The organism is Streptomyces sp. NPDC002926 (assembly GCF_053591755.1).
The window spans coordinates 13,329-38,727 of record NZ_JBSFUK010000024.1; the positions used below are offsets into that span (position 1 = coordinate 13,329).

A 25,399-nucleotide genomic window follows, 5' to 3' on the forward strand; every position below is an offset into this window, starting at 1 on the left:
CCTTTACTCCGCGTGACGCGCCGAGAACCATTCGACCGGGACACCGAGTGTGATGGACAAGGAAACGAAAGCGGCCAAGTCCGCAGCTGCAACCTCGAGCGCCGCCGTGTTCGGCGCGCCCTGCTGGGTCAGTCTCATGGCCCGCGACCTGAAGGCTGCCCAGGATTTCTACGGCGCGGTCCTGGGGTGGCGCTTCCGCAAGGGCAAACTGGGTGACCAGTTCAGCGTCGCCTTCCATGAGGGCGCACTGGTCGCAGGCATCGGAGCCCTGGCACCTCAGCTGCAGGTCCCCGTCGCGTGGACCCCGTACTTCGCCGTCACGGATACGGATGAGGCGGCGGCACGTATCCGGGAGCGCAGCGGCACCGTCGCGGTCGGTCCGCTCACCTTCTCGCTGGGGCGCGGAGCCCTGGCCTCCGACCGGGACGGCGCCGTTTTCGGCATCTGGGAAGGCGAACTCATCCCCGACTGGCACAGCTGGCGCAGGACCACACCCACCTGGCTGAGGCTGCGGACCCGGAACGCATTCGAGGCCGCCATCTTCTACGGCGAGGTCCTCGAGTGGGCGTGCGGGCGCCCTGGCTGCTGCGAGGTCAGCTACGAGGAGGAAGAGGTCGTCCTGCACTGCGACGGACACGTTCTCGCGCGCCTCAGCTCCGGTGCGGCCGAAGCCGTGCCGGATCCCATGATCCAGCCCCGCTGGCACATCCACTTCCCCGTCAAGGACGTGGACGCCACCACCGAGGCGGCCGTCAAGAACGGCGGCTTCGTGGTGGTCCGGCAATCCACACCCCATGGACCTGAGACGACGCTCTGCGACGCCGACGGCGCGCTGTTCACGGTCACCAGCCGTTTCCTCGACTGACGTTCCCCGCATGGCCGCCCCACGGCGCGCCTGGTCACCGCAGCAGAAGGCGCCGGCAGCGGATGTGCCCCCTGCCCGGCGCCTCCGTTCCCCGCTACGCAGGGAATATGCTGACGGGCCCTGTGCCCTGACAGCAGCCTTACGGCCGCGACACGGCGCTCACGACTTCCCGCGCGGTGGCGTACGCCCCCTGCGCCGGCAGTCCGTTCACCAGATCGATCAGTCGGTCCGGGGCGTGCCGCTCACTCAGGATGTGCACCAGGTCCCGGCGCGTCGCCGGGAAAGCGGCGCGGCCGAGGTAACGGGCCAGCTCAACCCTCAACTGGTCATCGGCGCCCACAGACCCCACCGCGGGCACCGGGCCGGACGCGATCTCCGGGTCGTCATCGGCACCCGGCTCCGGGTCGTGCCATTCCTCTACCCGGGTGGGGTGTCCTGAACGGAGCAGTCCCTGCAATTCGTGCTTCATCTCGTCGTCCTTGCGGACGCTGAGGCGGTCGCTGCCTCGCTGCATTTCTCCTCCTCGCTCGTGGGGACTGGGCACGTACCCGATCCGTACTCCCTGACACAGGCAGGGAGAACCGGAAATGCACGAAGTGCTGGACCCCGGTCAACGAGACGTGCTGCGCCGCGACCGCTTGTCATGCGCCCAGCGGCGTATGGCGAAGAGCTGCGGGTGTCGTTCGTGCTGCTCGCGTGAGGCACGGTCCAGCTCCTCCATCAGGCGCCGGGAACGATGGGCGATGTCCAGTTCTGCCAGGATCCGGTCGATCTCCGTGAGCAGCGCGCCGTAGAGCTGCCAGTCGCGCGGTTGCCGTTTGACGCCCTCGAGCAGCAGCTCCGCCGCCCTCTCGCGGGCCGCGGCTGCCGCGGCGAGCTCACCGGCCAGCCGGGACTCCGCCGCGTCAGCGCTCTCGCTCACCTGCGTGGTCACCAGGACGGCGAAACTGACGATGGCGTCGGCGACGTGGGACAGCAGCTCCTCGAGGGCGAGCCCCTCCTCCGGAGGGAACAGGTCTTCCTCGCTGCGCTCCTTGGCGAGGTCGGTCATCGTGCGGGCAAGTACCCGCAGAACCACCGCACAGATCTCCAGGGTATCGAGCCCGGTACGCAGCACCACTCGACGCAGCAGTCCTTCCTTGACCCGCGGATTGAGCCGGAGGCTGTCCTCCGCCTGGCGCAGCGCCGCGTCGACCTCCGCGATGTCGTGGTCGAGGCGTCGTGCCTCATGGAGGCGGGCGGCGGCGCGCTCCACAGGAGTGGGGCTGGTCAGCTCCTCCCCAATGCGCAGAAGCAGCCGGCGCATCCGCCGGGCCAGGTCCTGGATGGACTCACCGGCCGGCCCCACCCAGACGGGAGGCACGAGCAGAACGTTGAAGAGGAGGCCAACCCCCGCACCGATCAGTGTCTCCAGCACACGGTCCCATGCGGTGTACGCGACCCGGCTCACACCGAGCACGAGCATCGCGCTGATCGCGACCTCCGGGACGAACTCACCGACGCGCACCACACGGCCCAGCACCAGGGAAGCCAGGATGATCAGGCCCAGGCTCCACCACGTCAGGCCGACGAGAGCGCTGAAGCCGCTGGCGATCAGAACGCCGACGATCACGGAGTTCACTCGCCGGATGCCGGTGGTGAGAGTGGAGTAGAGGGTGACCTGGACAACGAGGAGCGCGGTAAGGGGAGCGGTGAGGGGAGCGGGTTCGCTGGTCAGCCACAGGGCTGCGACGTAGGCGAGAGTCGCGGCCGCCGTCGAACGCAACGTCTGGACGACGGCGACTTCCCTGCGCTTGCTGACGAGCTCGGCAATCGGCGCTCTTACTGAACTAAGAAGATCAGGCACCCCTTGGTTCTTCCCGCGCTCGAGCAGGCCAGACGAAATCCAGCTGTATGGCCCGCTAGCGCGGTGCGCGCCTCCGCGGCGCTGCCCCTTCCTCCGCGGGCCCGTGCTTCCGCCGGCCTCGCGCGACATAGCGTTCCGCGGCGACGACGGCTTCTCTGGCCGTGCGCTCACCCATCAGCACACACAGGGTGTAGGCGGTGTCCTCGAAGCGCATGCGCGCTTCACCGTCGTGGGGGGCGGCCAGGAAACGGTGCTCATGTGCCCGGTAGCGGGCCATCAGTCCGGCGATGACAGCGAGGTCAGGCAACAACATCAGTGCCCTCCTTGAGTGAAAGCACCAGCGGGTGCGCACCCAGCGGTCCGGGCCAGTGTTACCCGCAGCGGCGACCACCGCCATTCGTGTGACTACTCTCGGCGATCGCCCCAGGTCAGAACTCAGTCCGGTCTCGTTCGGCCCGGCCCGGCGGTGCGAGCCCGCACTGTCGAAGGTGGGCGGAAGCGCTGGTCGCGGCCTCCATGTCCCACCGTGAGTCGCCGACGAACACCCGCGCGCTCGGCAGGCACCCCAGCCAGTTCCAGGGCGTGCTCCACCGGATCGGGAGCGGGCTTGCCCCTCCACGACGTCGTCGGCGACGGCCGTCGCGCTGATGGTGTCGTCGGCGTCGAGCCACCCGGTGCCCGGCCTGCCGGAAGGGCATTGGCAACTGTCGCCGTCCGGAAGGCACGGCACTGCACCGGCCTCTGCTCTCGTCACCTGGGGAGCAGCGGCCCCAGCGGCCCCAGGTCGATGTTGAGATCTCCGGGCTCGAGTCCGAACTTCTCCCTCAGCAGGTCCATCCGGTCCTCGAGCAGCATCAGGGTGAGCCCGATGCGCTCCTCCTGGTCCTCCGTCAGATCCCCCACATCCACGCGACGCAATGCCTGCCGCTCCATGAGCTGGCGCAAGAGCTCCACCACTGTCAGAACCAGTTTCGCCAGATCGCGTTCGACGGTGTCGGGATCCAGCTCGACCCTGCGCTTGCCGCTCATACGGGCTCCTCCCAGGGGGATGGGACCTGGGCGTTCACCGAGCTGACCAGCGCCCTGAGGTCGATGCGTACGAGATCGACGTCGGCGATCCGCAGGGTGACGTCGCCGGCGATCACGACACCGCCCCCGAGCAGTCTGTCGAGCAGGTCGACCAGCGCGATCTCGCGATGGGCCGTCGGCGCCGGCGCGGTCATCGGTCCCCCTCCTCGCCCGTGAAGGAATACGGGGCCCACGGGCCGGTCAACTCCACACGTATGCCCGGCTCTTGCGGTCGCAGCTCGTCCAACCCCTCGACGAATGCGGCGCTCTCCTCCCGCGGAACGAGATAGGCGGCGTTGAGGACATTGTGTCCGGCGGCCCCGGAGAGCTGTGCCTGCTGCGGGCGGTGCAGCCTGTCCGCCTCCGCATGACGGGACAGTTCCTCGTGCAGTCGCCGCGACACCGCGTCGGCACGCTCCCAGATTCCTTCGTCGGCGCGGCGCTCCTGAAGGCGCCTGCGGAGGTAGTCGCGGCCGGTCGATCCGGCGGCAGGTGCGGAAGCAGGTGCGGAGGCCTCTCGTGAGGGTTCCGGCGCTTCCGCGTACACCTTGACACCCCATTCGACGCGTCCGTCGAGCCTGTCCAGGGTGCGTACGAACCGGTCGTGGTCCGCATCGAGCAGTCGTCGCACACCGCCGTCGTCCCGGCAGACGGTGGCGAGCCGTAGCGGCAGCGGACAGCTCAGCGAGGTGAGCGCGGCGACCACGGCCTGGTGGGCGTGGGCGGTCTCGGTCAGCCAGTCGAGCTCTTCGAGATGGGCGCGGAGCGGAATCTCGTCGAAGTCGTCGGCGGGCACCGCGGATACGACAGCGACCAGGTCGTCGTGGTGCAGTACATACGGTCGCGTGGCCGCCACCCCGCGGAGCTCTTCGGCCAGCGGCCCGTCGAAGGGACGGGTCACGGCGTACACATAGCGCAACTCGTTCATGCCGACTCCTTGCGGTCCTCACCTGTTCGATCGGACGATTCGAGTTCCGCGATACGGCGCTGCAATCGCTCGTTCTCCTCCGCCAGTTCGCGGCGGCGGGCACCGGACGAGAGCCCGGGGTCGTCCTCCCACCAGTCGATTCCCATTTCCTTGGCCTTGTCGACGGAGGCGACGATCAGGCGGAGTTTGATCGTCAGAAGCTCGATGTCCAGGAGGTTGATGCGGATGTCGCCCGCGATCACGATTCCCTTGTCGAGCACGCGCTCAAGGATGTCGGCGAGATTCGCGCCGCCGGAACCGCCATAGGGATCGGGGAGCCTGCTTGCCGTGGTCATCGGCGGCCGCCGTTGCCGGTCCGGGCGGACACGGCCTCGTCTTCTTCCTCGGCCACGCCCTGGTCCTCGTCCTCGGCCTCAGCCTCGTATTCGTACTCCTCTTCCGGTTCCTCCTCCGCTGCGTCCTCCGCTTCGTCCTCGTACAGCTCCGGCTCGTCCTGCTCGTCCTGCTCATCGGGTACGGCCTCGTCGTCGGGGCGCACCACCTCGCCGTCCCGGATCTCGCCCCGCCATCCGTCTTCCGCCTCACCGCGCAGCGAAATATGGCGGGCGAAGTTCTTCAGATCGAGCCGGGCGCGCCGGCCCTGCGCACGCCAGATGTTGCCCGTCTTCTCGAACAGCCCCTTGGGGTAGTACTCCAGGACAAGCAGCACCCGGGTCAGGTTCTCGCCCAATGGATGGAAGGTGACGACACCGTTCGCGCTTCCCTTGGCGCCCTGTGACGTCCACTGGATGCGGGTGTCCGGTATCTGCTCGGTGATGTGGGCCTGCCAGCTACGGCTCGACCAGAAGACCTTCAACTGCCAGTCCGATGTGACGTCGTCGGCGATGCTCACGCTCTTGACGCCCTTGGCGAACGTGGAGAAGTCCTGGAAAAGTGACCACTGGTCGTAGGCCTCGCGTACCGGGACTCCGACATCGACGGTCTCCATGATGACGACCGGCTTGCTCCCTCCCCTGGCCTTCTTGCGCTTTCCGCCGAAGCCCTTGAGGGTCTGGGTGAGATTCTCCTTGATCCGCGAGGCCCCCAGTTCGACTGCGCTGCGGAGCGGACCCTTGCCCTGGGCGGCCTTGCGGCCGCCTTCCAGGGCCAGCTTGGCGAGGCCGGGGCTGTGGCCCTCCGCGATGTCATTGAGCTTGACCGTCGTACGGCCGAGGGTGCGGCCGACCGCAGTCAGCTTCCGCTGGGCCTGCACGGCCAGATAACCCTGCAGCTCCTCTTTCAGTCTCTGAGCAGCGGGGTTGTCTGCGCTCAGCAGGCTCTGTTTCTCAGCCACTGCTACGGCCTCCCCTCGAGGTTGCCTTCTTGGCAGCCGCCTGCTTTGTGGTGCGCCGGCCGGTCCCGGCCGCCTTCTTGGCCGCGCTCCTGCGTGCGGGCGCTGTCTTCTTCGCCGTCTTCTTCGCCGTCTTCTTCGTCTGCTCTTGCGCCTTGGCCCGTCCCTGAGGCTCCCGCTCCTCCTCGTCCTCCTCCAGGTCCTGATCGGCCTCGGCCTCACCATGCACATCGGAGTCGGCGCCGTCGATTCGGTCCTGAACGCTCAACGTCCGCTCGTGCAGCCGGTCGGCCATTCCTTCGAGCTGCCGGTTGACCAGCGCTCCGGTGGCCGCCTTGCCCACCCCGCGCAGGTCCTCCCGCAACTGGTCGCCGATCGCCTTGAACTGCGGGTTGTTCTGCAGCTGTTGGGAAAAGAGGTCGCCGAGCGCTCTCGGGCTCAATTGCAGCCGCTTGCCGGCCACCATCGTGCCGATGGCGAACGCCAGCTTCGCCTTTTTGGTGCGCCCGAGCACATACCCGGCGCCCACGGCGAGGCCCATCACCAGCCGGTTGTTCAAGCTGTTCATTGTTTCTGCTCTCTGTTCTGCATGATCTGCAGCCGCTCGAGGAGTTCGTCCTCACGGCGGTCGAATTCGGCCTCGTCGATATCGCCCGCATCAAGCTGCTCTGCGAGACGGGCGAGTTCACCCTGTATGGCCGACGGGTCGTAGTACTGCCGTTCCGCCTCGTCCACGACCTGCTGCAGCACCCAGGCGGCGCCACGCAGGGGTGCGGCAGGCAGCAGCAACAGTTCTCCGAGCAGCCCCATCGCTCACTCCACGAAGCTGTACGGAGGAAGGGGCCCGGTCACGGTCAGTGCCAGGTGTGGCTGTTGCAGACGCAGCTCGTCGACGGCGTTCAGGAATTCGGCACCGCGTTCGCGAATCACGAGGAAGGAGAGGTTCGTCAGCCATCCGGTGCTCTGCGGTCCGGCGCTCACTTCCTCGGTCGGTCCTTCGAGCGTCGCCCGCACCAGATCGGCGTCCAGGGCCTCGCGCAGCTGCACGGCGGCCGCGATGCGCTCGCCGAGCTGTACCTTCTGCTCCTGCGAACCGCCCTCGGCGATTCGGCCGGCCTCAGCCATGGCCCGCAGTCCGGGGTCGTCGGCGAGTACCCGGTGCAGGACAGCGTCTTCGTCGTGTGTGGCCTTGACGTTGTACTCGGCCTTGCCGTCCAGTGCCTGAAGCCGGTCGAGGTAGTGGTCCTCACGTTCGGCGAGCACGGCTGTCAGTGTCTCGTCGTCCGGCGAGATGCCCCCGAAGCGCAGGGGCAGTACGGTGCCTTCCTCGCCCGCCTCGCGCAGCACGTTCTGATGCGCCAGCAGATCGCGCCGCTTGGGCTTCAGGTCTTCGGGCGCATCGCTGACCAGAGCCAGCAGCTTGCCCTGCCTCAGGGCGCGTACGGGCCTCGGCGGGTTGCCCACCCCGGTCGCCGTCTCCGGGAGGCTCGGGTGCGAACTCCGTGCGATGCCATAGACGTACGTACTCACTCCGACTCCTCCTTCTTTGCGCGGGACGTCGTGCGCCTCGTGCGCGGCCTGGATTCGGTCTTCTCCTCATCACGGCCCTGCCGGAACGAGTCCGAGATCTTCTCCGCGGCGCCTTCCAGCACGCCCTTGGACTTGCCCCGCGCTCCGGACTCCGTGATCTCTCCGACCAAGTCGGGCAGACCCGGGTCCTTGCGCGGCCCGGCCTCGAGGTCGAGCCGGTTGCACGCCTCCGCGAAGCGCAGATACGTGTCGACGCTGGCGACCACGATCCGGATATCGATCTTCAGGATCTCGATTCCTACGAGGGAGACCCGTATGAAGGCGTCAATGACGAGCCCACGGTCGAGTACGAGTTCCAGGACGTCGTAGAGGCCACTGCTGCCTCCACCCCTGCTTTGCTGTGCCGGCACAACGGTCATCGGTGCCAGCCTCCTTTCTCGGTTGTCGGTTCTCGGCTGTCGGTTCTCGGTTGTCGGTTCTCGGCTGTCGGTCGGGTGCGCGGCGTACCCGCTATCTGGGGTCGGCCCTGCCGCGCTCGTAGCGGCGAACGCGTCGGTAGCCGGTCAGCTCGCCCTGGGCGTCGAGGGTCACCTCGTACGTCGCCAGGAGGCTTGTCGTCGCGGGGACGCGGGCCAGTTCGAGCACCTCGACCTCCAACGACCAGCCGTCCTCGGCCTGGATGAACGACGAGACCGATTCGACCTCCATGCCGGTGAGTTCCGTCAGCTGGGCACGCGCCTGGCGCAGCAGCTCCATCGGGCCCGGCCTGTCCGCCGCATTCCCGTTCCTCTTCGGTGAGTTCTCTGATTTCGGGGTGTTCTCTGATGTATTCGCCATGGCTCCTCCCTGCTGCGGGTTGCACGTCTGAGCCACTTCAAACATCAACTCGCGAGGAAGGGTGCCGAGTTGTGCGATGCCTGATATGTCAGGAGGTTGGCCGGGATGGGAGGGGGAACCCGGAGCACAGTTCCCAGGAAAGGACGGGCCATCGTGCTCGTCGCCCTGCTCGTTTCCGATGGCGATGCCGGGCATCGTCCTGGCACTCTTCCGCCTTGAAGAACTGCTGCTGCCACCGCAGGAGGCGGCGAGCGCCGAGTACGCCACCGGCCGCCGTGTGCGGCCGCCCGGCGTGCTCGCGCTTGCGGAAAGGGCGACAGTGGAAGGAGCGGCCGGCCACCGCCAGGGACGCGGGTAGTGCCCCGCGCTCCCGGCTCCGAGGTCGCCGTCACGGTACGAAGGAGCCGAGATGAACCCCGTGGAGGCGCTGGAACGGATCGCGTTCCTGCTGGAGCGCTCCCTCGCCGAGACCTACCGGGTCCGCGCCTTTCGCACCGCAGCCGCCGTCCTGGCTCAGATGCCCGATGCCGAAATCCGCCGACGCGCGGAGGCGGGGTCACTTGAAGCCGTCAAGGGCATCGGCCCGAAGACGGCGGGTGTCGTACGGGAGGCGCTGGCCCAAGAGGTACCGCGCTACCTTCAGCGGCTGGAGGACGAGGCGTCCAAGCCGCTTGCCGAGGGCGGGACACAGCTGCGTTCCCTGCTGCGGGGCGACTGCCATCTGCATTCGGACTGGTCGGACGGTGGCAGCCCCATCGAGGCGATGGGGCGGGCGGCGATCACCCTGGGCCATGAGTGGGCCGCTCTCACCGACCACTCTCCGCGGCTGACCGTCGCGAGTGGGTTGTCCGCCGAGCGGCTGCGCGAGCAGTTGGAGATCGTGGCGGAACTCAACAGGCAGTGGTTCCCCTTCCGGCTGCTGACCGGCATCGAGTGCGACATCCTGTCGGACGGCTCCCTCGACCAGGAGCCGGAGCTGCTGGATCAGCTGGATCTCGTGGTCGTCTCGGTCCACTCGGAGCTGCGCATGGAGTCGGCGGCAATGACACGGCGGCTGGTCAAGGCGGTTCAGAACCCCTTGGCCGATGTGTTGGGCCACTGCACGGGCCGACTCGTCTCGGGCAAGAAGCGGCCCGAGTCACAGTTCGACGCGGAGGAGGTCTTCGCGGCCTGCGCCGCCCACGGCACAGCCGTGGAGATCAACAGCCGGCCCGAGCGACGGGATCCCCCCAAACGCCTGCTGCGCCGAGCGGTGGCCGCCGGAACCTTGTTCGCCGTCGACACGGACGCGCACGCCCCGGGACAGCTCGACTGGCAGATCATCGGCTGCGCCCGGGCCGAGGAGTGCGAGGTGCCCGCGGACCGAGTGATCAATACCTGGAGCGCGGCGGACCTGCTCGACTGGACCGGATCTCGCGTGCGCCCGGCCCCCTGACCGGAAGCCGTCGAGCACGTCGAGCACGAAGCCGGCCCGACCCCGCAGCCGCGCGGCTCGGCAGTCTCTGTTCCAGGCCGAGGCCGAGGGCCCGCGGCCGGTGTCGACATCCCGGCGATCCGCCGACCCGGCAGCCGAGCGCGACCCTCCTTACCCCCCAGGTGACGTGTCAGCGGCGCCGGTCCCAACGAGTGACCGTCCCGACGCCGTGCGTGAGCGAAGCGAGACAGGGATATTCTGCCGGTATGCCCCTATTGGACCGGGACGCTGAGTGTGATGGACAAGGAAACGACACCGGCGGCGTCTGACACGACGTCGAGCCACGATGTGTACGGCGCGCCCTGCTGGATCACCCTGCTGGCGCGCGACCTGTCACAAGCGCAGGCCTTCTACGGCGCGGTACTCGGATGGCGATTCCGGCGGGCCAAACTCGGGGACCAGTTCAGTACCGCCATGCTCGATGACATGCCGGTTGCCGGCCTCGGCTCACCCGAGCCCGCTCTGCGGGCGCCGTCCGGCTGGACGCCGTATTTCGCGGTCGCCGACGCGGATGAGACCGCGGCTCGGATACTGGAACGCTGCGCCACGGTCGCGGTGGGCCCGCTGACCTTTCCCGTCGGCCGTGGTGCGCTGGCCGCGGACCGGGACGGCGCCGTCTTCGGGATCTGGGAAGGACAGCTCGTCTCCGACTGGCTGAGCTGGCGCAAGAACGCGCCGGCCTGGCTGCGTCTGCGGACACGGGACGCGTTCGATGCCGCGATCTTCTACGGGCAGGTCTTCGACTGGGCATGCGAACGCCCTGGCTGCTGCGAGGTCGAGTACGAGAAGGAGGAAGTCGTACTGCGCCAGGAGGGGCACATCGTGGCCCGCCTCAGCTCCGGCGCGGTCGAAACCGCACCGGACCCCATGATCCGGCCGCGCTGGCACGTCCACTTCCCCGTCGCTGATGTGGCCGCCACCAGCGAGGCGGTACGCCGCAACGGAGGAATGGTTCTCGGGCAGCGCGACACTCCCGAGGGCCGGGCAGCGACCGTGTGCGACCCCGACGGCGCCCTGTTCACGATCACCAGCCGCACGTTCCCCGACTGAGCCACCGCCGGGCGAGCTCTGCAGGACGCCTTCGCTTCTCCGCAGTTGGTGGCGCTCCCGCGGTCCGGCGTCATGGATTCGTGCGCCCCGGACCTCTCCCGAAGCGTCGCGGTTGGGGCAGCATGCAGAGTCGACCGGTGCCCAGAGCCGCTTCCGGCCTCGGGCGGATCGTCGTCCCGGGCACGGGCCGGAGCTGCCAGCGCGTACTGATGGCGGCCAGCGCCAGGGTCGCCTCTGCCAGGCCGAATGCCTCACCGATGCATTTGCGGCTGCCGGCGCCGAAAGGCACCATCGCGCCTCGCGGCACTGATGCCGCTCGCTCGGGTAGCCAGCGATCGGGGTCGAAGCGATCGGGATCGGGGAAGAGATCAGGATTGCGACCGAGGACGTAGGGGCTGTACAGGACGGTCTCGCCCGGTTTCAGCCTTTCCCCGGCGAGTTCCGTCTCGACGGTGACCATCCGGCTGAGCAGCCAGGCGGGCGGGTAGAGGCGAAGGGTTTCGGTGATGAGGCGTCGGGTGTAGTCCAGGGCGGGCAGGTCGGCGAACACGGGCAGTCGGCCATCGAGGGTGCGGTCGGCTTCGTCGTGCAACTGCCGTTCGACCTCGGGGTGGTGACTCAGCAGGTGGAAGGCCCATGCGACGACGCTCGCGGTGGTCTCGGTACCTGCGATCAGCAGGGTCATGACCTGGTCACGGAGGTCGTCATCGGTGAAGCATTCACCGCTCTCCTCGTCCCGGGCACCGACCAGGGTCGACAGCAGGTCCCCGTTGTCAGCCCCCGAGCGCCGGCAGCCCTGCACCGTCTCGTCGATGACGGCGCGCAGCCTCCTGCGTGCCTGCTCGAATCGCCTGTTCTCCGGGGTGGGCAGTCTCTCCAGGAGACCCACCGGCGCGGTCATCCGCCGGTAGATGCCTCGGAGGATGATCGGCAGGCAGTGCTGTACGTCGGCAACGGCCCGACCACCGACCGTGGTGGAGAACAAGGTTCGCGTGGTGACCCGGACCGTCAGCGCATGCAGCGTGGCGCCGAGGTCGATGGCACGGCCTTCCTGCCACGAACCGAGCACGGCGTCTATCTCTTCGCACATCACGGCGACGTACGACGCCGTCCGACCGGGGTGAAAGGCAGGCTGCACCAGTCGGCGCTGTAATCGGTGTTCCGCCCAGGCCGAGCTGAACAAGCCGTTGCCCACGAGCGGTCGGACCTTGTCGAACAGCGGGCCGCCCTTGTCGTAGGTGCGCGGGTCCAGCAGGACCCGCCGTACGAGTTCGGGGTGGCAGGCCAGGTGGGCGCGCTTGGGGCCGAGACGGATCTCGACAAGATCGCCGTACGCGGGCAGGTCGACCAGGAATTCCAGCGGACGCCGCCGCAGGGGGATCGCATGGCCGAGAACGGGGAGCCGGCCGGGGGCGCTGCCTTTTCTGAACGGCGCGGCCACGCCGGTCATCGAGTTGCCGGCGCACAGCCGTATGCGTGCGGTCTCTGTCACTCTTCAGCTCCTCGTCAGGGATGGTGTCGCCGCCTGCGGCCTGCTGCTCTCCACATCCGTACGGGTACCGGTGCTGGGGTTGGACTGTGCGTTGGTGTTGGGCTGAGCCCGGAATCGGGTGACGGGAGCGGTGAGGCTGATCCACCCCGAGGTGGAACCGTCCCAGACGAAGCCGTCGCCGAAGTAGCGAGGCGTGAGGTACTCGAATTCCGCGCTGCCACCGATGAGGTGGTCCAGGCCCTTCAGATAGGCACGGATGTCCGCGCGCATTCCGTGTGGCCCGTTCAGCACCTGGTCCCGAGCCACGATGTAGGCCCTCTCATGGTGATCGACCAGCTCACGAAGCCGGTCGACACACTGCTGCAGGCCTAGTCCCTCGCGCTCGATCAGGACGCGAACCACCGTCATCTTGTCCCCCTGGGCGTGTTCCTTGCGCCACGAGAGCAGGTCGTTGACGATGATCATCTGCCGCATGCAGTGCGTGTGCACGTCCGTGAGCAGCCGGTCGAGTCCGCTCATGTCGACGGCCGCCGCGTATTCGGTCATCAGCCGTATGAAGTCGCAGCCGAAACTGTCCAGCCGCACGGTCAGGCAGGTCTCGTAGTCCGGCACCTTCTCCGTCAGCTTGAAATGGATCTCGGTGACGCACGCACGCAGAAACGCTTCGAGAGCACCGGCGAACCGTCGTACCTGACCCGGAGAGAGCCCAGGGCTGATACGACGCCACAGCTCCTTGCCCGCCACACCGTAGGGAAAATCCTCCCTCCCGCCGCCGTCACCGTGGAATTCGTCCATGATGTCGGCGAACACATCGCGAGCACTCGCCTCATCGGCTCCCAGCGCCGAACGGTCCGAGACGAAGCTGTCGATGACGGTGACGTACTGGTACCAGTCGGCGACGTCGAGCGCCCGCTGCTCATCGGCGTACGGCACGGTGAGTGGCCCGTACAGTCCGTTCCGCTGGCGCAGGTAGCGCAGCAGGTCCTCCTCACTCGCGAAGCAGGCGCCGAGGCGGCTGCGCACCCAGCCGTTCGACCGGAACTCGATCTGCGCTGCCTTGGGGTGGTAGGCAACCGGAAGCAGCCGAGGCAGCTCGGGCAGGAAAAATTCGGTCATGACGTCCTCACGGAGGCGGCGTGGGCGAGTTGGCGCAGGGTCTCGATGGCCGCCTCCGGGAAAGGGGCGCGATCCAGAGCTTTCATGGCTCGCCGATGGCGACGGGCGATCATCCGCTCCACCGCGAGACGGGCGCCGGTGGCTTCCAGAACGGCCCGTACCGCATCGGCTTGCTCCTCGGTCAGGTCGGGACGGCCCACCAGAGCATGCAGAAGGCGGCGTTGCGCAGGAGTGGCCCGTACGACGGCGAGGGCCATCAGAACGGTGCACTTGCCGTGGCGGAAGTCGTCGGTGCTGGGTTTGCCGGTCGCCGCGGGATCGCCGAATCCCCCCAGCAGGTCGTCCCGGAGCTGGAATGCCTCTCCGATGGGAAGGGCGTAGGCGGTGCAGGCATCCCGCACGGCGGCGCTGCAGCCGGCCAGGGCGCCACCGAGATGCAGCGGTCGCTCGACGGTGTATTTCGCCGTCTTGAAGCGGCTCACGGTCAGGGCGCGGGCAATACTGTCGTGCGCCCTGCCGGTCCCGAGCAGATCGAGATACTGGCCGAACATGATCTCGCTACGCATGGCGTCCACCACGGCAAGGGCCGCGCACAGTTGGGCAGTCGTGAGACCGGCTGTGTGGAGCAACTCGTCGGACCAGGTGAGTGCGAGGTCACCGAGCAGGATGGCTGCGTTTGTGCCGAACCGGTCCGCGTCCCCGGGGCCATTGCGGCTCCGGTGGCGGTCGGCCAGGGACGCGTGGACGCTTCGATGCCCTCTGCGGGTGTCACTGTCGTCCATGACGTCGTCGTGAATGAGGGCGCAGGTGTGGAACAGCTCCAGAGACGCCGCCGCCCGCAGCACTGGCTCCGGGTCTCCGTGACCATCCGCGGCATACCATCCGCACACACACATCAGCGGACGTATTCGCTTCCCGCCTGCGAAGAGGAATCGGCGTAACGTCTCGAGGAGTTCCGGGAGTTGAGGAGGAGCCGAACGGCTCTTCGCCGCCAGAAACTCCACAAGCACGGAGTCGACCGCGCGCCGGACCTCCACCAGGTCCGGCGCGGCATCGGTGAGGGCCATCATGGTGTGGCCCTTCGCACCTGCCACAGCAGCGCGCATGGCCCCCCTCCGAGGGAGCGAGACGAGGAAGCAAGAGCGAGCAAGCCAGGGCGGGGACCAGGCGCTCCCCGTTCTCTCGCCCTTGATGCTTCACCTGTCGGCGCCGGGAGAAACCGACGATGCCGCCCCGGGCGCACCATGCCTCACCACATGGGGCACGGCACAGCACGGGCGGGCTACAGTGCGCCGTTGACTACCCGGATGGTTATCTGCTAGGCGGAACCTGCCGCGCCACCTCCAAGCGGCGCGGCCTCAGTCCCGCCGCGACCAGTTCGTCACGGGCCCGTGCCGCAACACCCCCGGCCCCGCACTGACCGGCCAGATCCACACCACGGTGCAGGGGCTCGGCCGCTTGTGAGAGAAGTCCGGCGCGGCGCAGAGCGGTGCCGAGTTCGACCAGAGCACCCGCGAGTTCGTACGACGACGGCGACGACTCCAGCGTAGTGACGGCACGCTGCAGCAGAGCGATTCCCCCGGGCCCCTCCGTCACCCGGGCAAGCACACACAGCGCCTTCCCCACTGCCGTTGCCGTACCGAAGCGCTCGGCGCGGCGCAGTGCCTCCCGTGCCAGGTCCAGCGCCCGCTCAGCATCCGTCGTGCAGGTGGCCAGCGCCAGCTGGGGCAGCCACGGGCACCAGGCCGGATTGCGCATCCCGCGCAGGTCGAGGCGGTGGCCCACTGCGGCCAGCTCTTCAGCGGCCTCCTTGTCCATGCCCCGGCCCAACAGCAGTTCGCCGTGGACGGTTTCGGCGTCGGGAAGCGTCACAGCCGACGGGAACGGCTTGCCGAACCGGCGGCGCACCGCCAGCTCCTGGGCAGCCGCGGCCTCTCCGCGGGCCATCAGGATTTCGATCAGGCTGGCCATCGCGTACCACTGCGCATGAATGCCCGCGGGCCCCAGGCGGTCGGCGAGCTGCAGCCCGGCACGTACGAAGTCTTCCGCGTCGGTGAGCTGGCCCTTCCACAGCCGGATGTAACCGAGCAGGCTGTAGCCGAGCGAGAGATGCACCCCGCGCCAGCCCTGCTGCTCGTACTCCGCGATGGCTCCCGCGTACAGCTCCTCGGCCCGGTCGGGGCGGTCGCAGTACAGGAAGGTGAGGGCCACCAGCGACGGGACTTCGAAGCCCCACTGCTCGTCCGTCCAGCTCATCCCGGCGGATCCCAGCGCCCGCTCCGCGAACTCCAACGCGGTCGCCGCCGGTTCGCCGCGCACCATCGCATCCCATGCGCGCAGCCCGTAGAGGTAGCGCTCGGTCTGGCTCTGGCCGGACAGCCGCTGTGTGAGGTGGCTGAGCCGGCGCGACAGGACCGGGGCTTCCCGGTCGTCGGAGGTGAACGCCGACATCATGAAGTGCTCCATGAGCATGCGGAGGCGCACTCGCGAGTCCGCGGCGCTACGGAATTCCGCCATCGCCACATCGGCCGCCTCGGTGAGCCGGTCGCAGTGCGACAGCGCCCGCCCGAGACGGATCACGATGCTCTGCCGCAGCTCCGGCGGCAGGTGCGGTTCCTCCAGGGCAGCCCGCAAATGATTTACCGTCACCGCCGGATCGTGCAGCAGCGCCGGGGAACCGAGTTCATGCAGCACCACGGCCCGCAGTCCCGTGGGCGGAGGCTCCCGCAGAGCACGGCTCAGACAGCGCCGGGCAGCGTCGGGAGCGCCGCGGCGCACGTACTCCCGGGCCGCGTCGCGCAGTTGCTCCGCCACCCAGACGTCACCCTCCGGCTGCGTCTCCAACAGATGCCGAGCCGCCACGGCCGGACCCTTGCCCGCCTCGACGAGCTCCCAGGCGGTCTTCCCATGCAATGCCACCCGCATCGCGGAAGGAATGGCCCGGTAGACCGCCGTCGCGATCAACGGATGGACGAATTCCGGCTTCATGCCGTACGTCAGAATGCGCTCGGTCCGCAGCATATCCGTCGCGTCGGCGGCCTCGGCCGGTCCCAGCGCAGCCAGGGACGCGGCCATGCCGAAGGTCGCCTCCGAGCCGAGGACGGCCACAGCCCAGGCCAGTCGCACCGCGGCCGAGCCCAGCTGCTCGAGCCGGTCCACCAGGCCGCCGCCCTTGGTCTCGGCCGCGAGGTCCCGCAGAGCGCAGGCGTTCTCCATCCCGGGGGCCAGCTGACGGTCGCGTACCTTCGCCGCCAGCTCGACCGTCTCGAAGGGATTGCCGCCGGTGACCAGCCAGGCCTCACGGCAGAAGTCGTCGTCGACCTGCATGCCCAGCGCGTCGCGCATCAGACGCGCTACCGCGGCCGGCGTCAACGGCGCCAGGTCCAGCGGGCTCACCCGGTTCCGCTCGACCATGTCGCCGAACGCCGTGACCTCGTCGGGCATTTCCTCGGGGCGGTACGCGATGACCAGGAGCACGGGCAGTTCCTCGACCCGTGCGGCAAAGGAGGTCAGCCAGGCCAGGGACTCCGCGTCCGCCCAGTGCGCGTCGTCGACGACCAGGACCAACGGGCCGCGCCGTACCGACACATGAGTGACCACCCAGTCCAGACCGTCCCGCACACCTTGCGGATCCGGCACCACTCCCTCCGCGGCGGGACTTAGGCCGACACAAGGGCCAACGATGCCGTACCAGTCGCCCAGCATCTCCCGGCGCTCGCTCTCGGAGTACGAGGCAAGCAGCGGCTGGAGCAATTGCCGCACCACATGGAAGGCCAGACTCCGTTCCTGCTCGCCGCCCTTGGCGAAGAGACCTGTGCACTCCCGCTCGGGCGCAAGACGGCGCACCTCCTCCAAGAGGGTCGTCTTGCCCGCTCCGGCCGGTCCTGTGAAGGCCAGTAATCCACCGCGGCGCGCCGAGGGGATCACCGCACCCGTCGCCGACCGGCCGCTCACCGCGTCCAACGCCGCGTTGACAATGACCAGCTCGGCATCTCGCTCAAGGGTTCTCGGCACGATCCGTATGTCCCGCTCGCGCTGCTCCTCGTCCGGCGCTGGTCCTACGGCTCGCTGCGCGTCCGACCAATCCGTGACCACCCGTTCCCCTCCTGGCACGGCAGGCATGCACGTCTTCCATCCCGCTCTTGACGTAGCGTATCCCCCCGATAACCGTCAGCGAGAGGGTGGCGGCACAGATACATCCCCACGGTGGACAGTCGACTACACTGCCCCGCCCCTGCGGACTGCGGCGCGTTGGACACCCTGTGGACGCGGCGGCCTTCAGAGGATCCGGTGCGGTCGCAGTCAGCCGGGCCAGGTTCCGGTCAGACGGTGCACCGCGCTCGCGCCGCCGCGGTCGACCGCCGCCTTGACCGCGGCGAAGATCGCACCTTGCAGGATGGCGGCGATCAGGACTTCCCGCCAGCCGCGATCTTGGTCGGTGGCATGAGGAGCGTCCTGGTCGTGGCCGGTGGCCTTCCACACCTGCTTGAAGGCCACCCCGGCGAGAGCACCGCTCACGACGCCCAGCGCCAGGCCGACCGGTTTGTAGGCAACCTTGGACGCTTTCATCAGCTCTTCCTCCTACGGCGGGCGAGGATGATGACGGCCAGGGCGGCCGCACCGGCAATGAGCAGTGTGCGGTTCCCGCGCGCGAGCTGCGCCGTCCGCCCCACCTTGTCGCGCACCGGCTCCGGGGTGTTGTCCTGGATCTTCTCGCCGACGATGTGGGCAGTCTCGGTCAGCTGCTGCTTGGCGTGCGCGGCCTTTTCACGTACCGGCTCCGGAGTCTTGTCCTGCGCGACGTGGAGGGCGTGGGCACTCTTGTCCTGTGCGAAATGGAGGGCATGGGCGCTCTTGTCCTGCGCCACGTGGAGAGCGTGCGTGCCCTTGTCCTGCGCAGCGTGGAGGGCATGGGTGCTCTTGTCCTGCGCCGCGTGGAGAGCGTGCGCGCCCTTGTCCTGCACCTGGCTCTTGACCTTCGCCGCCTTCTGCTGCGCCTGGGCCTTGATGTCGGCCTTGGCGGCCAGCGCCTCGACGGTCTGACCGAGTTCCTCTCGGGTGCCCTGGGCCTGCTCCCGCAGTTCTTCAGGGGTGGGTGTGGCGTCCTTCTTCCGGGACTTGTCCGTCATCGGTGTGCCCTCTCCTTGATCTCTGCGACGTCTTCCTTGACGTCCTCGATGGCTTGCTCGGGGGTGGGCGGGGTGGCCTGCCTGATCTGCTTCTTGCCCACGGCAGCGAGCACGCCGGCCACGACAAGGAGGACGGCGGCCACGGTCAGCGCCGAAACCCACAGGGGCCAGATCAGGTCCAGAGCCACGATCGCGGTGGCCGCGAGGGCCTGCAGGGCGATGAAACCGATCACGCCGGCTCCGCCGAACAGGCCGCCACCGTTCCGGAACCGTTTGCCCTTTTGCTGCATCTCCGCCTGCGCAAGTCGCAGCTCCTGCCGCATCAGCCGGGAGACCTGCTCCGATGCCTGCTTGACCAGTTCGCTCACCGATTCCTCGGAGGCCTGGCGCGGCGGTTGGTCCACTGACCTGTTCATGGTGACCTTCCGTTCGGTTCGTGCACGGCTTGATCTCCTCGCGAGTACCCGAGCCCGGCCCGCCCATTCGGCTGTCCGCCGCCCCGGCCGAGGCAGCCATGGAGGCATGATCACCCCTTTCGCGTCGCCGGACGCAACGCCCCGCTTGAGACCGTTCGCGATTTTCCGGACGTGGGCGGGTCAGCGGTCGCCCATCTCCTTGTGTTCCTCCTCGGTCCACGTGCGGGTGTCACGCGGCTCCACGTAGGGCTCTTCCTTCTCGGGGTGGCCGCCGATGATCGCGCGTTCGCGGACCATTTCCGCGTCGAATTCCAGGCCCAGCAGGATCGCCAGATTTGTGATCCACAGCCAGACCAGGAAGATGATCACGCCGGCCAGGGTGCCGTACGTCTTGTTGTAGGAGGCAAAGTTCCCGACGTAGAACGCAAAGCCCGCAGAGGCGATCATCCAGATCACCAGGGCCAGAAAACTCCCCGGGCTGATCCACTTGAATCCGCGTCCTTTCGCGTTCGGCGCCGCCCAGTACAGGATCGCGATCATGATGGTGACCAGCACCACCAGGACCGGCCACTTGGCGATCGACCACACCGTCAGCGCCGTGTCCCCGATCCCCAGCGCGGTACCGGCCTGCCGGGCCAGACCACCGGTGAACACCACGATGAACGCGCTGACGCAGGCAAGGATCATCAGTACCAGCGTGAGGCCCAGCCGCACCGGCAGCACCTTCCAGACCGGGCGGCCCTCGGGCACGTCGTAGACGGCATTCGACGTGCGGATGAACGCCGCCACGTACCCCGACGCAGACCACAGGGCAACCAGCAGACCGACAATCGCCAGCAACGATCCGGTGCCACTGCTGCCCTGGAGCTGCTCGATTGCGTTCGAGATGATTTCGCGCGCCGAGCCGGGAGTCAGCCGCTTGATGTTGTCCAGGACCCTTTCGGTCACCGACTCACTCGCGATGCCGAGCAGCGAGACCAGGACCAGCAGTGCGGGGAAGAGTGCCAGCACGCCGTAATAGGTCAGTGCCGCTGCACGGTCGGCGAGCTCGTCATCCTTGAACTCCGCCACCGTCCGTTTCAGCACCGCCCTCCACGACTTCTTCTCCATCGCTGTCGGCGCGTCCGGAGCGTCCCGCTCCACCTGCGGAGCCGGCCCGATCCGGCCGCCGTCCGGCCCCGAATCCGTCCCACGGCCTGCCTGACGGTGCCCGCCGTCCCGCTTGCGCTGCCACATCGGTGCCATACCGTGCGGGTAACCACAAAACGACGTCCTGAACCCGGTGCCGGGCACCAACCCGGCGCCTGGTCGGAAGGTGACCGGGCATGGCGCCCAGCCGACACCGCGCCGTACTGGGGCAGGCGCACGGTGTCACCATCTCGAAGCCTTCGAGAACGGACCCGAGCACTGCCACCTGCGGCTCGGTTCCGGATTCAGCTGCGCGGAAGCAGGGTTCCGAGTGGTCCGAGGTCGAGGTTGAGGTCCTCCTGCCGCAGCCCGTGCTGGTCACAGAGTTCGGTCATGCGTTGCTCGAGCAGCATGAGTGTCGTACCGATCTCCTCGACCTGCCCATCAGTGAGGTCGCCCAGTCCAACCCGCCGGATTGCCTGACGCTCCATCAGCTGCCTGAGGAGCTCCACCACAGTCAGAACAAGCGTGACCAGGTCGCGCCCCATCTGGTCCCGGTCCACATCGAGCCGGCTGGTCGTCATAGAGGGCCTCCGTCCGCCCAGGGTGCGGGAACTCGCTCATTGACGGACGAAAGCAGAGCGTGCAGGGACAGCCGCACCAGTGGAACCTCGGCGATCGCGATGACCAAGTCACCGCTGATGACGACGCCAGTGCCCAGAACGCGGTCCAGGAGATCGACGAGCGGGACTCCAATGGGGCCCGACAAGGGCCCCGGAGCATCCCAGGGCACCACCTCGTGCGTCATCGCTTACACCTCCCCGACGAAGGAGTACGGCACCCAGGGCCCTGAAACCTCGATCTCTGCTCCGGTCCGCTGCCGCAACGTCTCTGCAAGCCGGCGGAGCTCATGAACGCGTTGCTCAGCCACCAGATACGTGGCGTTGAGAATCTGAATCCGCCGATTGCCCGCCGGCTCCTGGCCATGTGTCCGCAGCCTGCGGAACGCGGTTGCCAGGGACTGGAGTTCGCAATCCACTTCGTCCGCGATGCGCAACGTCTCTTGCTGATGGCGTTCACGCCGTTGCTGAATACCTCGTTTGCGATCCAGATAGGCAAGTCCGGCACCCGCGGCCGGAGAGGCGGACACAGCGGGCGGGGTGGTGTGGCGGGCGGTGTCCGGCGGGGCGCTGGGGGCGTACACCTTCACTCCCCATTCGGCGTGATTCTCGATGCGCTTCAGAACAGCGTGGAAACGGTCGGCCTCACTCTGCAGCTTCTTCCGTGCGCTCTCATCGCTGAGGTACAGAGTCGCCAGCGGAAGGGGAATCGTGGGGCCACCTGCGGCAACGACCGAAACCACTTCGTGGTGAGCGCGTGCACAGCGCTCGAGTGCATCGCGGTCCGAGAGGCGTTCCTGCCAGGCCTCGTCGATGAAGTCGGCAGCGGGCACGTGCTGGACGACTGCGGTGAGCGTCCCGAACGGCAGGTGTCGCACGGGCGCATCGTCCGTCAGGCCGGGCAGCCCTGTCACCGTGGCCGCCTCCAGGGTCCGGCAGACAGCGAAGACGTAGGTCGCGACGGCATCGGCGGAGTCGGGGTCCTGCTCCTTCATGTGCCTCGTTTCTCCTTGGTCCGTTGCAGGGACGAAGTGTCGTCCACCTTCGATTCGAGCGCCTCCAGGCGCTCACGCAGCCGGTGATTCTCGTCCTGCAAGGCACTGCGGGACGCTCGGGAACTCAGTGCCGGGTCGGTCTCCCACCAGTCGATGCCGGCCTTCTTCGCGGTGTCCACAGATGCCACGAAAAGACGGAGCCGGATGGTCAGGAGCTCGATGTCGAGAAGGTCGATCTTGATGTCGCCGGCGATAACGATCCCCTTGTCGAGGACGCGTTCAAGAATGTCGGCGAGGTTGGAATTCTGGGGCCCGGGAACGGGGTGGGAGCCTTGTCTGAAGTCGACGTCGGTCACGTGGGCGCCTCAGTCCTCTCTCTCCTCATCAGCGGGTTCCTCTTCGTCCTCCCACTCACCGTCCTCGTCCTCCTCTTCCTCCTCGCCCTCCTCCTCGTCCTCCTCTTCGCCCTCTCCGTCACCGTCCTCGTAGTCGTCCTCCGTGTCCTCGGCCTCGTCATCAGCTGCTTCTTCCTCCTCCATGGCCTCTTCATGGGACACGACGACCTCGGCGTCACGGATTTCGCCGCGCCAGCCTTCGGGCTCCTCATCGGTGAGGGTGACGTACCGCTGGAAATGTTTGAAGTCCAGTCGCATTCGGCGACCCTGCGCGCGCCACAGGTTGCCGGTCTTCTCAAAGAACCCGGACGGGTAGTACTCCACGACCAGGACGATGCGGGTCAGAGTCGGCGCCAGCTCATGGAAACTGACGGCACCGCGAGTGGTGCCCTTGGGTCCCTCGGAGGTCCATACGATGCGGTCGTCGGGAATCTGCTCCTGCACGGTCGCTTTGAAGCTCCGCGAGGAAGGCCCGACCTTGACCTTCCAGTCACTGGTCATCTCGTCGCTCATCGAGACGTCCCGGACCCCCTTGGTGAAACTGCTGAACTGGTCGTACTGCGTCCAGTAGTCGTAGGCCGTACGCAAGGGCACTCCCACATCGAGGACTTCGATGATGTTCATGGACTTGCCGCCGCTGCCCTTGCCCTTCTTCTTGCCTCCACCCAGGGCGTCTTTGGCTTTGTCCACGACGTTGTCCTTGACGCTCTTTGCCTTCTGGGTGAAAAAGGCCTTCAGCGGCGACTCTCCCTGCATGATGGAGCCGAGCGCAGGCAGGAGGGACCCGCCGTTCTCGGCGACATCGGTAAGCCGGTCCGTGACGCCAGTGAGCTTTTCACCTGCCTTCTCGGCGAGTCGTCCCACCTGCGTGTTGAGGAAGTTCGACATCTCCTCGCGGAGACGGTCGACACCTGATTCTTCTGCCTCGGGCTCGTTCCTTTGCGTCCTGGCCATGGCTGGCTACCTCCGGCGATCGGCGCGGTTGGTTGTCTTCTTGGCGCCGCGCTGGGATGACGTCGTCTTCTTCGCCGCGCTCTTCTTGGCCGGGGCGGACTTCTTCGCCGCGCTCTTCTTGGCCGGGGCGGTCTTCTTCGCCGCGCTCTTCTTGGCTGCGGTCTTCTTCGCCGCGGTCTTCTTGGCCGGGGCCGTCTTCTTCGCCGCGGCTTTCTTCGCCGGGGCCCTCTTCCTCGCCGCGGCTTTCTTCGCCGGGGCCCTCTTCCTCGCCGCGGCTTTCTTCGCCGGGGCCGTCTTCTTCGCCGGGGCCGTCTTCTTCGCCGGGGCGGTCTTCTTCGCCGCGGTTTTCTTGGCCGGGGCCGTCTTCTTCGCCGCGCTCTTCTTGGCGGGCGTAGCCTTCTTGGCCGGGGCGGTCTTCTTTGCTGCGGCTTTCTTGGCGGGCGTAGCCTTCTTGGCCGGGGCCGTCTTCTTCGCCGCGGCTTTCTTCGCCGGGGCCCTCTTCCTGGCTGCGGCCCTCGTGGAACGCCCTCGGGGCCTCTGCGCACTGCGGCGCCGTCGCGGACTTACCTCCTCCGGCTCCTCCTCTTCCTGTTCTTCCTCTTCCGGTTCCTCTTCCTCTTCCGGTTCCTCTTCCTCTTCCTCTTCCGGTTCTCCCTCTTCCTCGTACTCCTCCTCCGGCTCTTCCTCCTCCTCTTCCTCCTCCTCCGGCTCTTCCTCTTCCTCGTACTCCTCCTCCGGCTCTTCCTCCTCTTCCTCCTCTTCTTCCTCCTCTTCCGGTTCTCCCTCTTCCTCGTACTCCTCCTCCGGCTCCTCCTCTTCCTCCTCCGGCTCCTCCTCTTCCTCTTCCGGCTCTTCCTCCTCCTCGTACTCCTCCTCCGGCTCCTCCTCGTACTCTTCCTCTTCCTCTCTCTCACTGAGGCGCGCTGTACGGTCACTGATGGCGTCAGCCAGCGAGCTCATTCCTCGGTTCGCTGTAGCTGTCACCGCCTTGCGGCCGGCGTCGAGGACTTCCCCCTTCAATTGCTCCTGCAGCTCGGCGAATTGTGGGATCTCACCCAGCCTGCGCATCCCTTCAGCGGCGAGCTGACGCGGTTCGAGCCCGAATCGCCTGCCAGCGACATACGTTGCCACGGTGAGGGCCAGTCGGCCTTTCTTGGTGCGGCCCAGCACGTAGCCGCCCACGATTGACACGGCGAGGGCCAACTTGGTTTGCTCGTCCATGGGTTAGTCACCTTCGTTCATTCCGCGCACAGGTCGCTTCATGGAGTCGGTCGAGCAGCCGCTCCTCTTCCCGCTCGAACTCCTCTTGACTGATGTTTCCGTCTTCGAGCTCCTGATTCAGCGCGACCAGTTGGGCGCGCAGTACGGCGGGGTCATGCAACTGGCGGTCGGCAGCTTCATCGACTTTCTCCGCTACCCAGATCACTCCGCGGACCGGTGCGAGAGGGAATGTGAGCAGTCCCGTGAGGAGTCCCATGTCATGCTCCAGTCGGCGTGGGAGTGCCCTCTGCGCCGACGAAGCTGTAGCACGGCAGGGGCCCCGCAATGCGAAGCTCGACGCGTTCACGGTGGGCATCGGCAAACCGCTGCGCCGTCGTTCGGAAGACGTCGCTGTCGCTCCGGTTGACGAGGAAGGACACGTTGAGAGCGCACCCCTGAACTTCCGGTCCCGCTGCCACCGCGCGGGCCACGGGCGTGAGCTCGCGCACCGCCCGCTGACCGGCTTCGGCCGCCCTGTGGGACAGCGCCCCGGCCACGGCTTCACCCAGCCGGAGAGTGGCGTCGTAGCTGGGATGGCGACGTACATCCTCGCGGAGTCGCCGGATGTTCTTGTCCTCGGCGACGAGGGCGGCCAAGCCGTTCTGGGCCGGAAGGGCCTTGATGTTCATCTCGACCCCGCCGTCCAGGTGCTCCAACGCCGCGATGTGGCGCGTCTCGGCGGCCGCCAGTTGCTTGCGCACGGCCTCCTCGTCCGGTGCAACCATTCCGAAGCGCATCGGCAGCACCGGTCCGCCGTCAGCCAGGTGCATCAGAAGGTCCTGGTGTGCGAGAAGATCCCGACGCCGTGCACGCAACTGCGGGGGCGCATCGCTGACGACGGCGGTGACAGGCCCCTGCCGGACCACCCTCAGGGAAGCAGGCGGGCTGCCCACCCCGGCAGCGTCAGCCGGCAACGGCCTTCCGGTCCGGATGATCGCGTAGACGTACACACCGTTGTTCGTCACC

The 25,399-nt window shown here is 67.6% G+C and carries 33 protein-coding genes and 1 pseudogene; 4 read left to right on the plus strand and 30 right to left on the minus strand.

The annotated features are described in order from the left end of the window. Positions 1-52: 52 nt before the first annotated feature. A complete protein-coding gene (locus ACWDZ6_RS26545; RefSeq protein ID WP_366729956.1) occupies positions 53-865 on the plus strand; it encodes a VOC family protein in 813 nt (270 codons plus the stop codon). A gap of 139 nt (positions 866-1,004) precedes the next feature. On the opposite strand, the gene ACWDZ6_RS26550 is transcribed toward ACWDZ6_RS26545, so the two are convergent. The 14 genes and pseudogenes from ACWDZ6_RS26550 to ACWDZ6_RS26615 all read right to left on the minus strand — a co-directional run bounded on the left by ACWDZ6_RS26550 (position 1,005) and on the right by ACWDZ6_RS26615 (position 8,404). Continuing rightward, on the minus strand, positions 1,005-1,379 hold the full coding sequence (locus ACWDZ6_RS26550) for a DUF2795 domain-containing protein (RefSeq protein ID WP_366729955.1): 375 nt from the start codon (positions 1,377-1,379) through the stop codon (positions 1,005-1,007). 96 nt (positions 1,380-1,475) lie between these two features. Beyond that, on the minus strand, positions 1,476-2,711 hold the full coding sequence (locus ACWDZ6_RS26555; protein ID WP_451504831.1) for an FUSC family protein: 1,236 nt from the start codon (positions 2,709-2,711) through the stop codon (positions 1,476-1,478). A gap of 55 nt (positions 2,712-2,766) precedes the next feature. Next, positions 2,767-3,024 (minus strand): DUF5133 domain-containing protein, encoded by a 258-nt coding sequence (locus tag ACWDZ6_RS26560; protein WP_451504832.1) that lies wholly within the window; start codon positions 3,022-3,024, stop codon positions 2,767-2,769. A gap of 184 nt (positions 3,025-3,208) precedes the next feature. Further along, positions 3,209-3,378: pseudogene (locus tag ACWDZ6_RS26565) on the minus strand (HAD family hydrolase); the annotation flags it as partial. Between the two features lie 83 nt (positions 3,379-3,461). Continuing rightward, entirely contained in the window at positions 3,462-3,740 is a 279-nt protein-coding gene (locus ACWDZ6_RS26570) for a gas vesicle protein K (protein ID WP_366729952.1), read from the minus strand. Continuing rightward, a complete protein-coding gene (locus ACWDZ6_RS26575) occupies positions 3,737-3,934 on the minus strand; it encodes a gas vesicle protein (RefSeq protein ID WP_451504833.1) in 198 nt (65 codons plus the stop codon). Before ACWDZ6_RS26575 ends, ACWDZ6_RS26570 begins: the two co-directional genes overlap by 4 nt. Continuing rightward, complete coding sequence (locus ACWDZ6_RS26580; RefSeq protein ID WP_451504834.1) at positions 3,931-4,707, minus strand: GvpL/GvpF family gas vesicle protein; 777 nt, start codon at positions 4,705-4,707, stop codon at positions 3,931-3,933. The genes ACWDZ6_RS26575 and ACWDZ6_RS26580 overlap by 4 nt, the downstream gene beginning before the upstream one ends. Further along, positions 4,704-5,042 (minus strand): gas vesicle protein, encoded by a 339-nt coding sequence (locus tag ACWDZ6_RS26585; RefSeq protein ID WP_366729949.1) that lies wholly within the window; start codon positions 5,040-5,042, stop codon positions 4,704-4,706. Before ACWDZ6_RS26585 ends, ACWDZ6_RS26580 begins: the two co-directional genes overlap by 4 nt. After that, positions 5,039-6,040, minus strand: coding sequence for an SRPBCC family protein (locus ACWDZ6_RS26590; RefSeq protein WP_451504835.1), 1,002 nt, complete (start codon positions 6,038-6,040; stop codon positions 5,039-5,041). The genes ACWDZ6_RS26585 and ACWDZ6_RS26590 overlap by 4 nt, the downstream gene beginning before the upstream one ends. Next, the gene (locus ACWDZ6_RS26595; protein ID WP_451504836.1) at positions 6,033-6,605 is read right to left on the minus strand and encodes a DNA primase; all 573 of its coding nucleotides are present in this window, start codon (positions 6,603-6,605) and stop codon (positions 6,033-6,035) included. The genes ACWDZ6_RS26590 and ACWDZ6_RS26595 overlap by 8 nt, the downstream gene beginning before the upstream one ends. Beyond that, positions 6,602-6,847 (minus strand): gas vesicle protein GvpG, encoded by a 246-nt coding sequence (locus tag ACWDZ6_RS26600; protein WP_366729946.1) that lies wholly within the window; start codon positions 6,845-6,847, stop codon positions 6,602-6,604. Before ACWDZ6_RS26600 ends, ACWDZ6_RS26595 begins: the two co-directional genes overlap by 4 nt. Positions 6,848-6,850: 3 nt before the next feature. Next, positions 6,851-7,567 carry a GvpL/GvpF family gas vesicle protein gene (locus ACWDZ6_RS26605; RefSeq protein WP_451504837.1) on the minus strand — a complete coding sequence of 239 codons (717 nt, stop codon included), beginning with the start codon at positions 7,565-7,567 and terminating at the stop codon, positions 6,851-6,853. Beyond that, the gene (locus ACWDZ6_RS26610) at positions 7,564-7,986 is read right to left on the minus strand and encodes a gas vesicle structural protein GvpA (protein ID WP_389176740.1); all 423 of its coding nucleotides are present in this window, start codon (positions 7,984-7,986) and stop codon (positions 7,564-7,566) included. The genes ACWDZ6_RS26605 and ACWDZ6_RS26610 overlap by 4 nt, the downstream gene beginning before the upstream one ends. Positions 7,987-8,077: 91 nt before the next feature. Next, complete coding sequence (locus ACWDZ6_RS26615; protein WP_451504838.1) at positions 8,078-8,404, minus strand: gas vesicle protein GvpO; 327 nt, start codon at positions 8,402-8,404, stop codon at positions 8,078-8,080. 178 nt (positions 8,405-8,582) lie between these two features. Between ACWDZ6_RS26615 and ACWDZ6_RS26620 the strand changes: the two genes are divergently transcribed. From ACWDZ6_RS26620 to ACWDZ6_RS26630, 3 genes are all read left to right on the plus strand, one after another. Further along, the gene (locus ACWDZ6_RS26620; protein WP_451504839.1) at positions 8,583-8,762 is read left to right on the plus strand and encodes a hypothetical protein; all 180 of its coding nucleotides are present in this window, start codon (positions 8,583-8,585) and stop codon (positions 8,760-8,762) included. A 51-nt stretch (positions 8,763-8,813) separates the two neighbouring features. Then, positions 8,814-9,839 carry a PHP domain-containing protein gene (locus ACWDZ6_RS26625; protein WP_451504840.1) on the plus strand — a complete coding sequence of 342 codons (1,026 nt, stop codon included), beginning with the start codon at positions 8,814-8,816 and terminating at the stop codon, positions 9,837-9,839. Positions 9,840-10,115: 276 nt separating this feature from the next. Next, positions 10,116-10,928: a VOC family protein gene (locus ACWDZ6_RS26630; RefSeq protein WP_451504841.1), complete on the plus strand. Its 813-nt coding sequence runs from the start codon at positions 10,116-10,118 to the stop codon at positions 10,926-10,928. 70 nt (positions 10,929-10,998) lie between these two features. Here the strand turns inward: ACWDZ6_RS26630 and ACWDZ6_RS26635 are convergent, their stop codons facing one another. From ACWDZ6_RS26635 to ACWDZ6_RS26710, 16 genes are all read right to left on the minus strand, one after another. After that, the gene (locus ACWDZ6_RS26635) at positions 10,999-12,420 is read right to left on the minus strand and encodes a cytochrome P450 (protein WP_451504842.1); all 1,422 of its coding nucleotides are present in this window, start codon (positions 12,418-12,420) and stop codon (positions 10,999-11,001) included. Between the two features lie 3 nt (positions 12,421-12,423). Then, positions 12,424-13,536 carry a terpene synthase family protein gene (locus ACWDZ6_RS26640; RefSeq protein ID WP_451504843.1) on the minus strand — a complete coding sequence of 371 codons (1,113 nt, stop codon included), beginning with the start codon at positions 13,534-13,536 and terminating at the stop codon, positions 12,424-12,426. Beyond that, positions 13,533-14,642 (minus strand): polyprenyl synthetase family protein, encoded by a 1,110-nt coding sequence (locus tag ACWDZ6_RS26645; protein WP_451504844.1) that lies wholly within the window; start codon positions 14,640-14,642, stop codon positions 13,533-13,535. The genes ACWDZ6_RS26640 and ACWDZ6_RS26645 overlap by 4 nt, the downstream gene beginning before the upstream one ends. A 205-nt stretch (positions 14,643-14,847) precedes the next feature. Then, positions 14,848-17,631: an ATP-binding protein gene (locus ACWDZ6_RS26650; RefSeq protein ID WP_451504845.1), complete on the minus strand. Its 2,784-nt coding sequence runs from the start codon at positions 17,629-17,631 to the stop codon at positions 14,848-14,850. A gap of 207 nt (positions 17,632-17,838) precedes the next feature. Beyond that, positions 17,839-18,105, minus strand: a complete 267-nt coding sequence (locus tag ACWDZ6_RS26655) for a DUF4235 domain-containing protein (protein ID WP_366729936.1) — start codon at positions 18,103-18,105, stop codon at positions 17,839-17,841. Beyond that, positions 18,105-18,665 (minus strand): DUF3618 domain-containing protein, encoded by a 561-nt coding sequence (locus ACWDZ6_RS26660; protein WP_451504846.1) that lies wholly within the window; start codon positions 18,663-18,665, stop codon positions 18,105-18,107. The genes ACWDZ6_RS26655 and ACWDZ6_RS26660 overlap by 1 nt, the downstream gene beginning before the upstream one ends. After that, on the minus strand, positions 18,662-19,081 hold the full coding sequence (locus tag ACWDZ6_RS26665) for a phage holin family protein (RefSeq protein ID WP_389176720.1): 420 nt from the start codon (positions 19,079-19,081) through the stop codon (positions 18,662-18,664). Before ACWDZ6_RS26665 ends, ACWDZ6_RS26660 begins: the two co-directional genes overlap by 4 nt. Positions 19,082-19,261: 180 nt before the next feature. After that, positions 19,262-20,317, minus strand: coding sequence for a YihY/virulence factor BrkB family protein (locus ACWDZ6_RS26670; RefSeq protein WP_451504882.1), 1,056 nt, complete (start codon positions 20,315-20,317; stop codon positions 19,262-19,264). A 197-nt stretch (positions 20,318-20,514) separates the two neighbouring features. Continuing rightward, the gene (locus ACWDZ6_RS26675; protein ID WP_451504847.1) at positions 20,515-20,793 is read right to left on the minus strand and encodes a gas vesicle protein K; all 279 of its coding nucleotides are present in this window, start codon (positions 20,791-20,793) and stop codon (positions 20,515-20,517) included. Further along, on the minus strand, positions 20,790-21,017 hold the full coding sequence (locus ACWDZ6_RS26680) for a gas vesicle protein (protein ID WP_326654458.1): 228 nt from the start codon (positions 21,015-21,017) through the stop codon (positions 20,790-20,792). The genes ACWDZ6_RS26675 and ACWDZ6_RS26680 overlap by 4 nt, the downstream gene beginning before the upstream one ends. A 3-nt stretch (positions 21,018-21,020) precedes the next feature. Then, positions 21,021-21,824: a GvpL/GvpF family gas vesicle protein gene (locus tag ACWDZ6_RS26685; protein ID WP_451504848.1), complete on the minus strand. Its 804-nt coding sequence runs from the start codon at positions 21,822-21,824 to the stop codon at positions 21,021-21,023. Beyond that, a complete protein-coding gene (locus ACWDZ6_RS26690; RefSeq protein ID WP_326654456.1) occupies positions 21,821-22,180 on the minus strand; it encodes a gas vesicle protein in 360 nt (119 codons plus the stop codon). Before ACWDZ6_RS26690 ends, ACWDZ6_RS26685 begins: the two co-directional genes overlap by 4 nt. Positions 22,181-22,189: 9 nt before the next feature. Then, on the minus strand, positions 22,190-23,173 hold the full coding sequence (locus tag ACWDZ6_RS26695; protein ID WP_451504849.1) for an SRPBCC family protein: 984 nt from the start codon (positions 23,171-23,173) through the stop codon (positions 22,190-22,192). Positions 23,174-23,179: 6 nt separating this feature from the next. After that, complete coding sequence (locus tag ACWDZ6_RS26700; protein ID WP_451504850.1) at positions 23,180-24,394, minus strand: histone protein; 1,215 nt, start codon at positions 24,392-24,394, stop codon at positions 23,180-23,182. Between the two features lie 7 nt (positions 24,395-24,401). After that, complete coding sequence (locus ACWDZ6_RS26705; RefSeq protein WP_451504851.1) at positions 24,402-24,650, minus strand: gas vesicle protein GvpG; 249 nt, start codon at positions 24,648-24,650, stop codon at positions 24,402-24,404. 1 nt (position 24,651) lies between these two features. Beyond that, entirely contained in the window at positions 24,652-25,398 is a 747-nt protein-coding gene (locus ACWDZ6_RS26710) for a GvpL/GvpF family gas vesicle protein (RefSeq protein ID WP_451504852.1), read from the minus strand. Position 25,399: the final 1 nt, after the last annotated feature.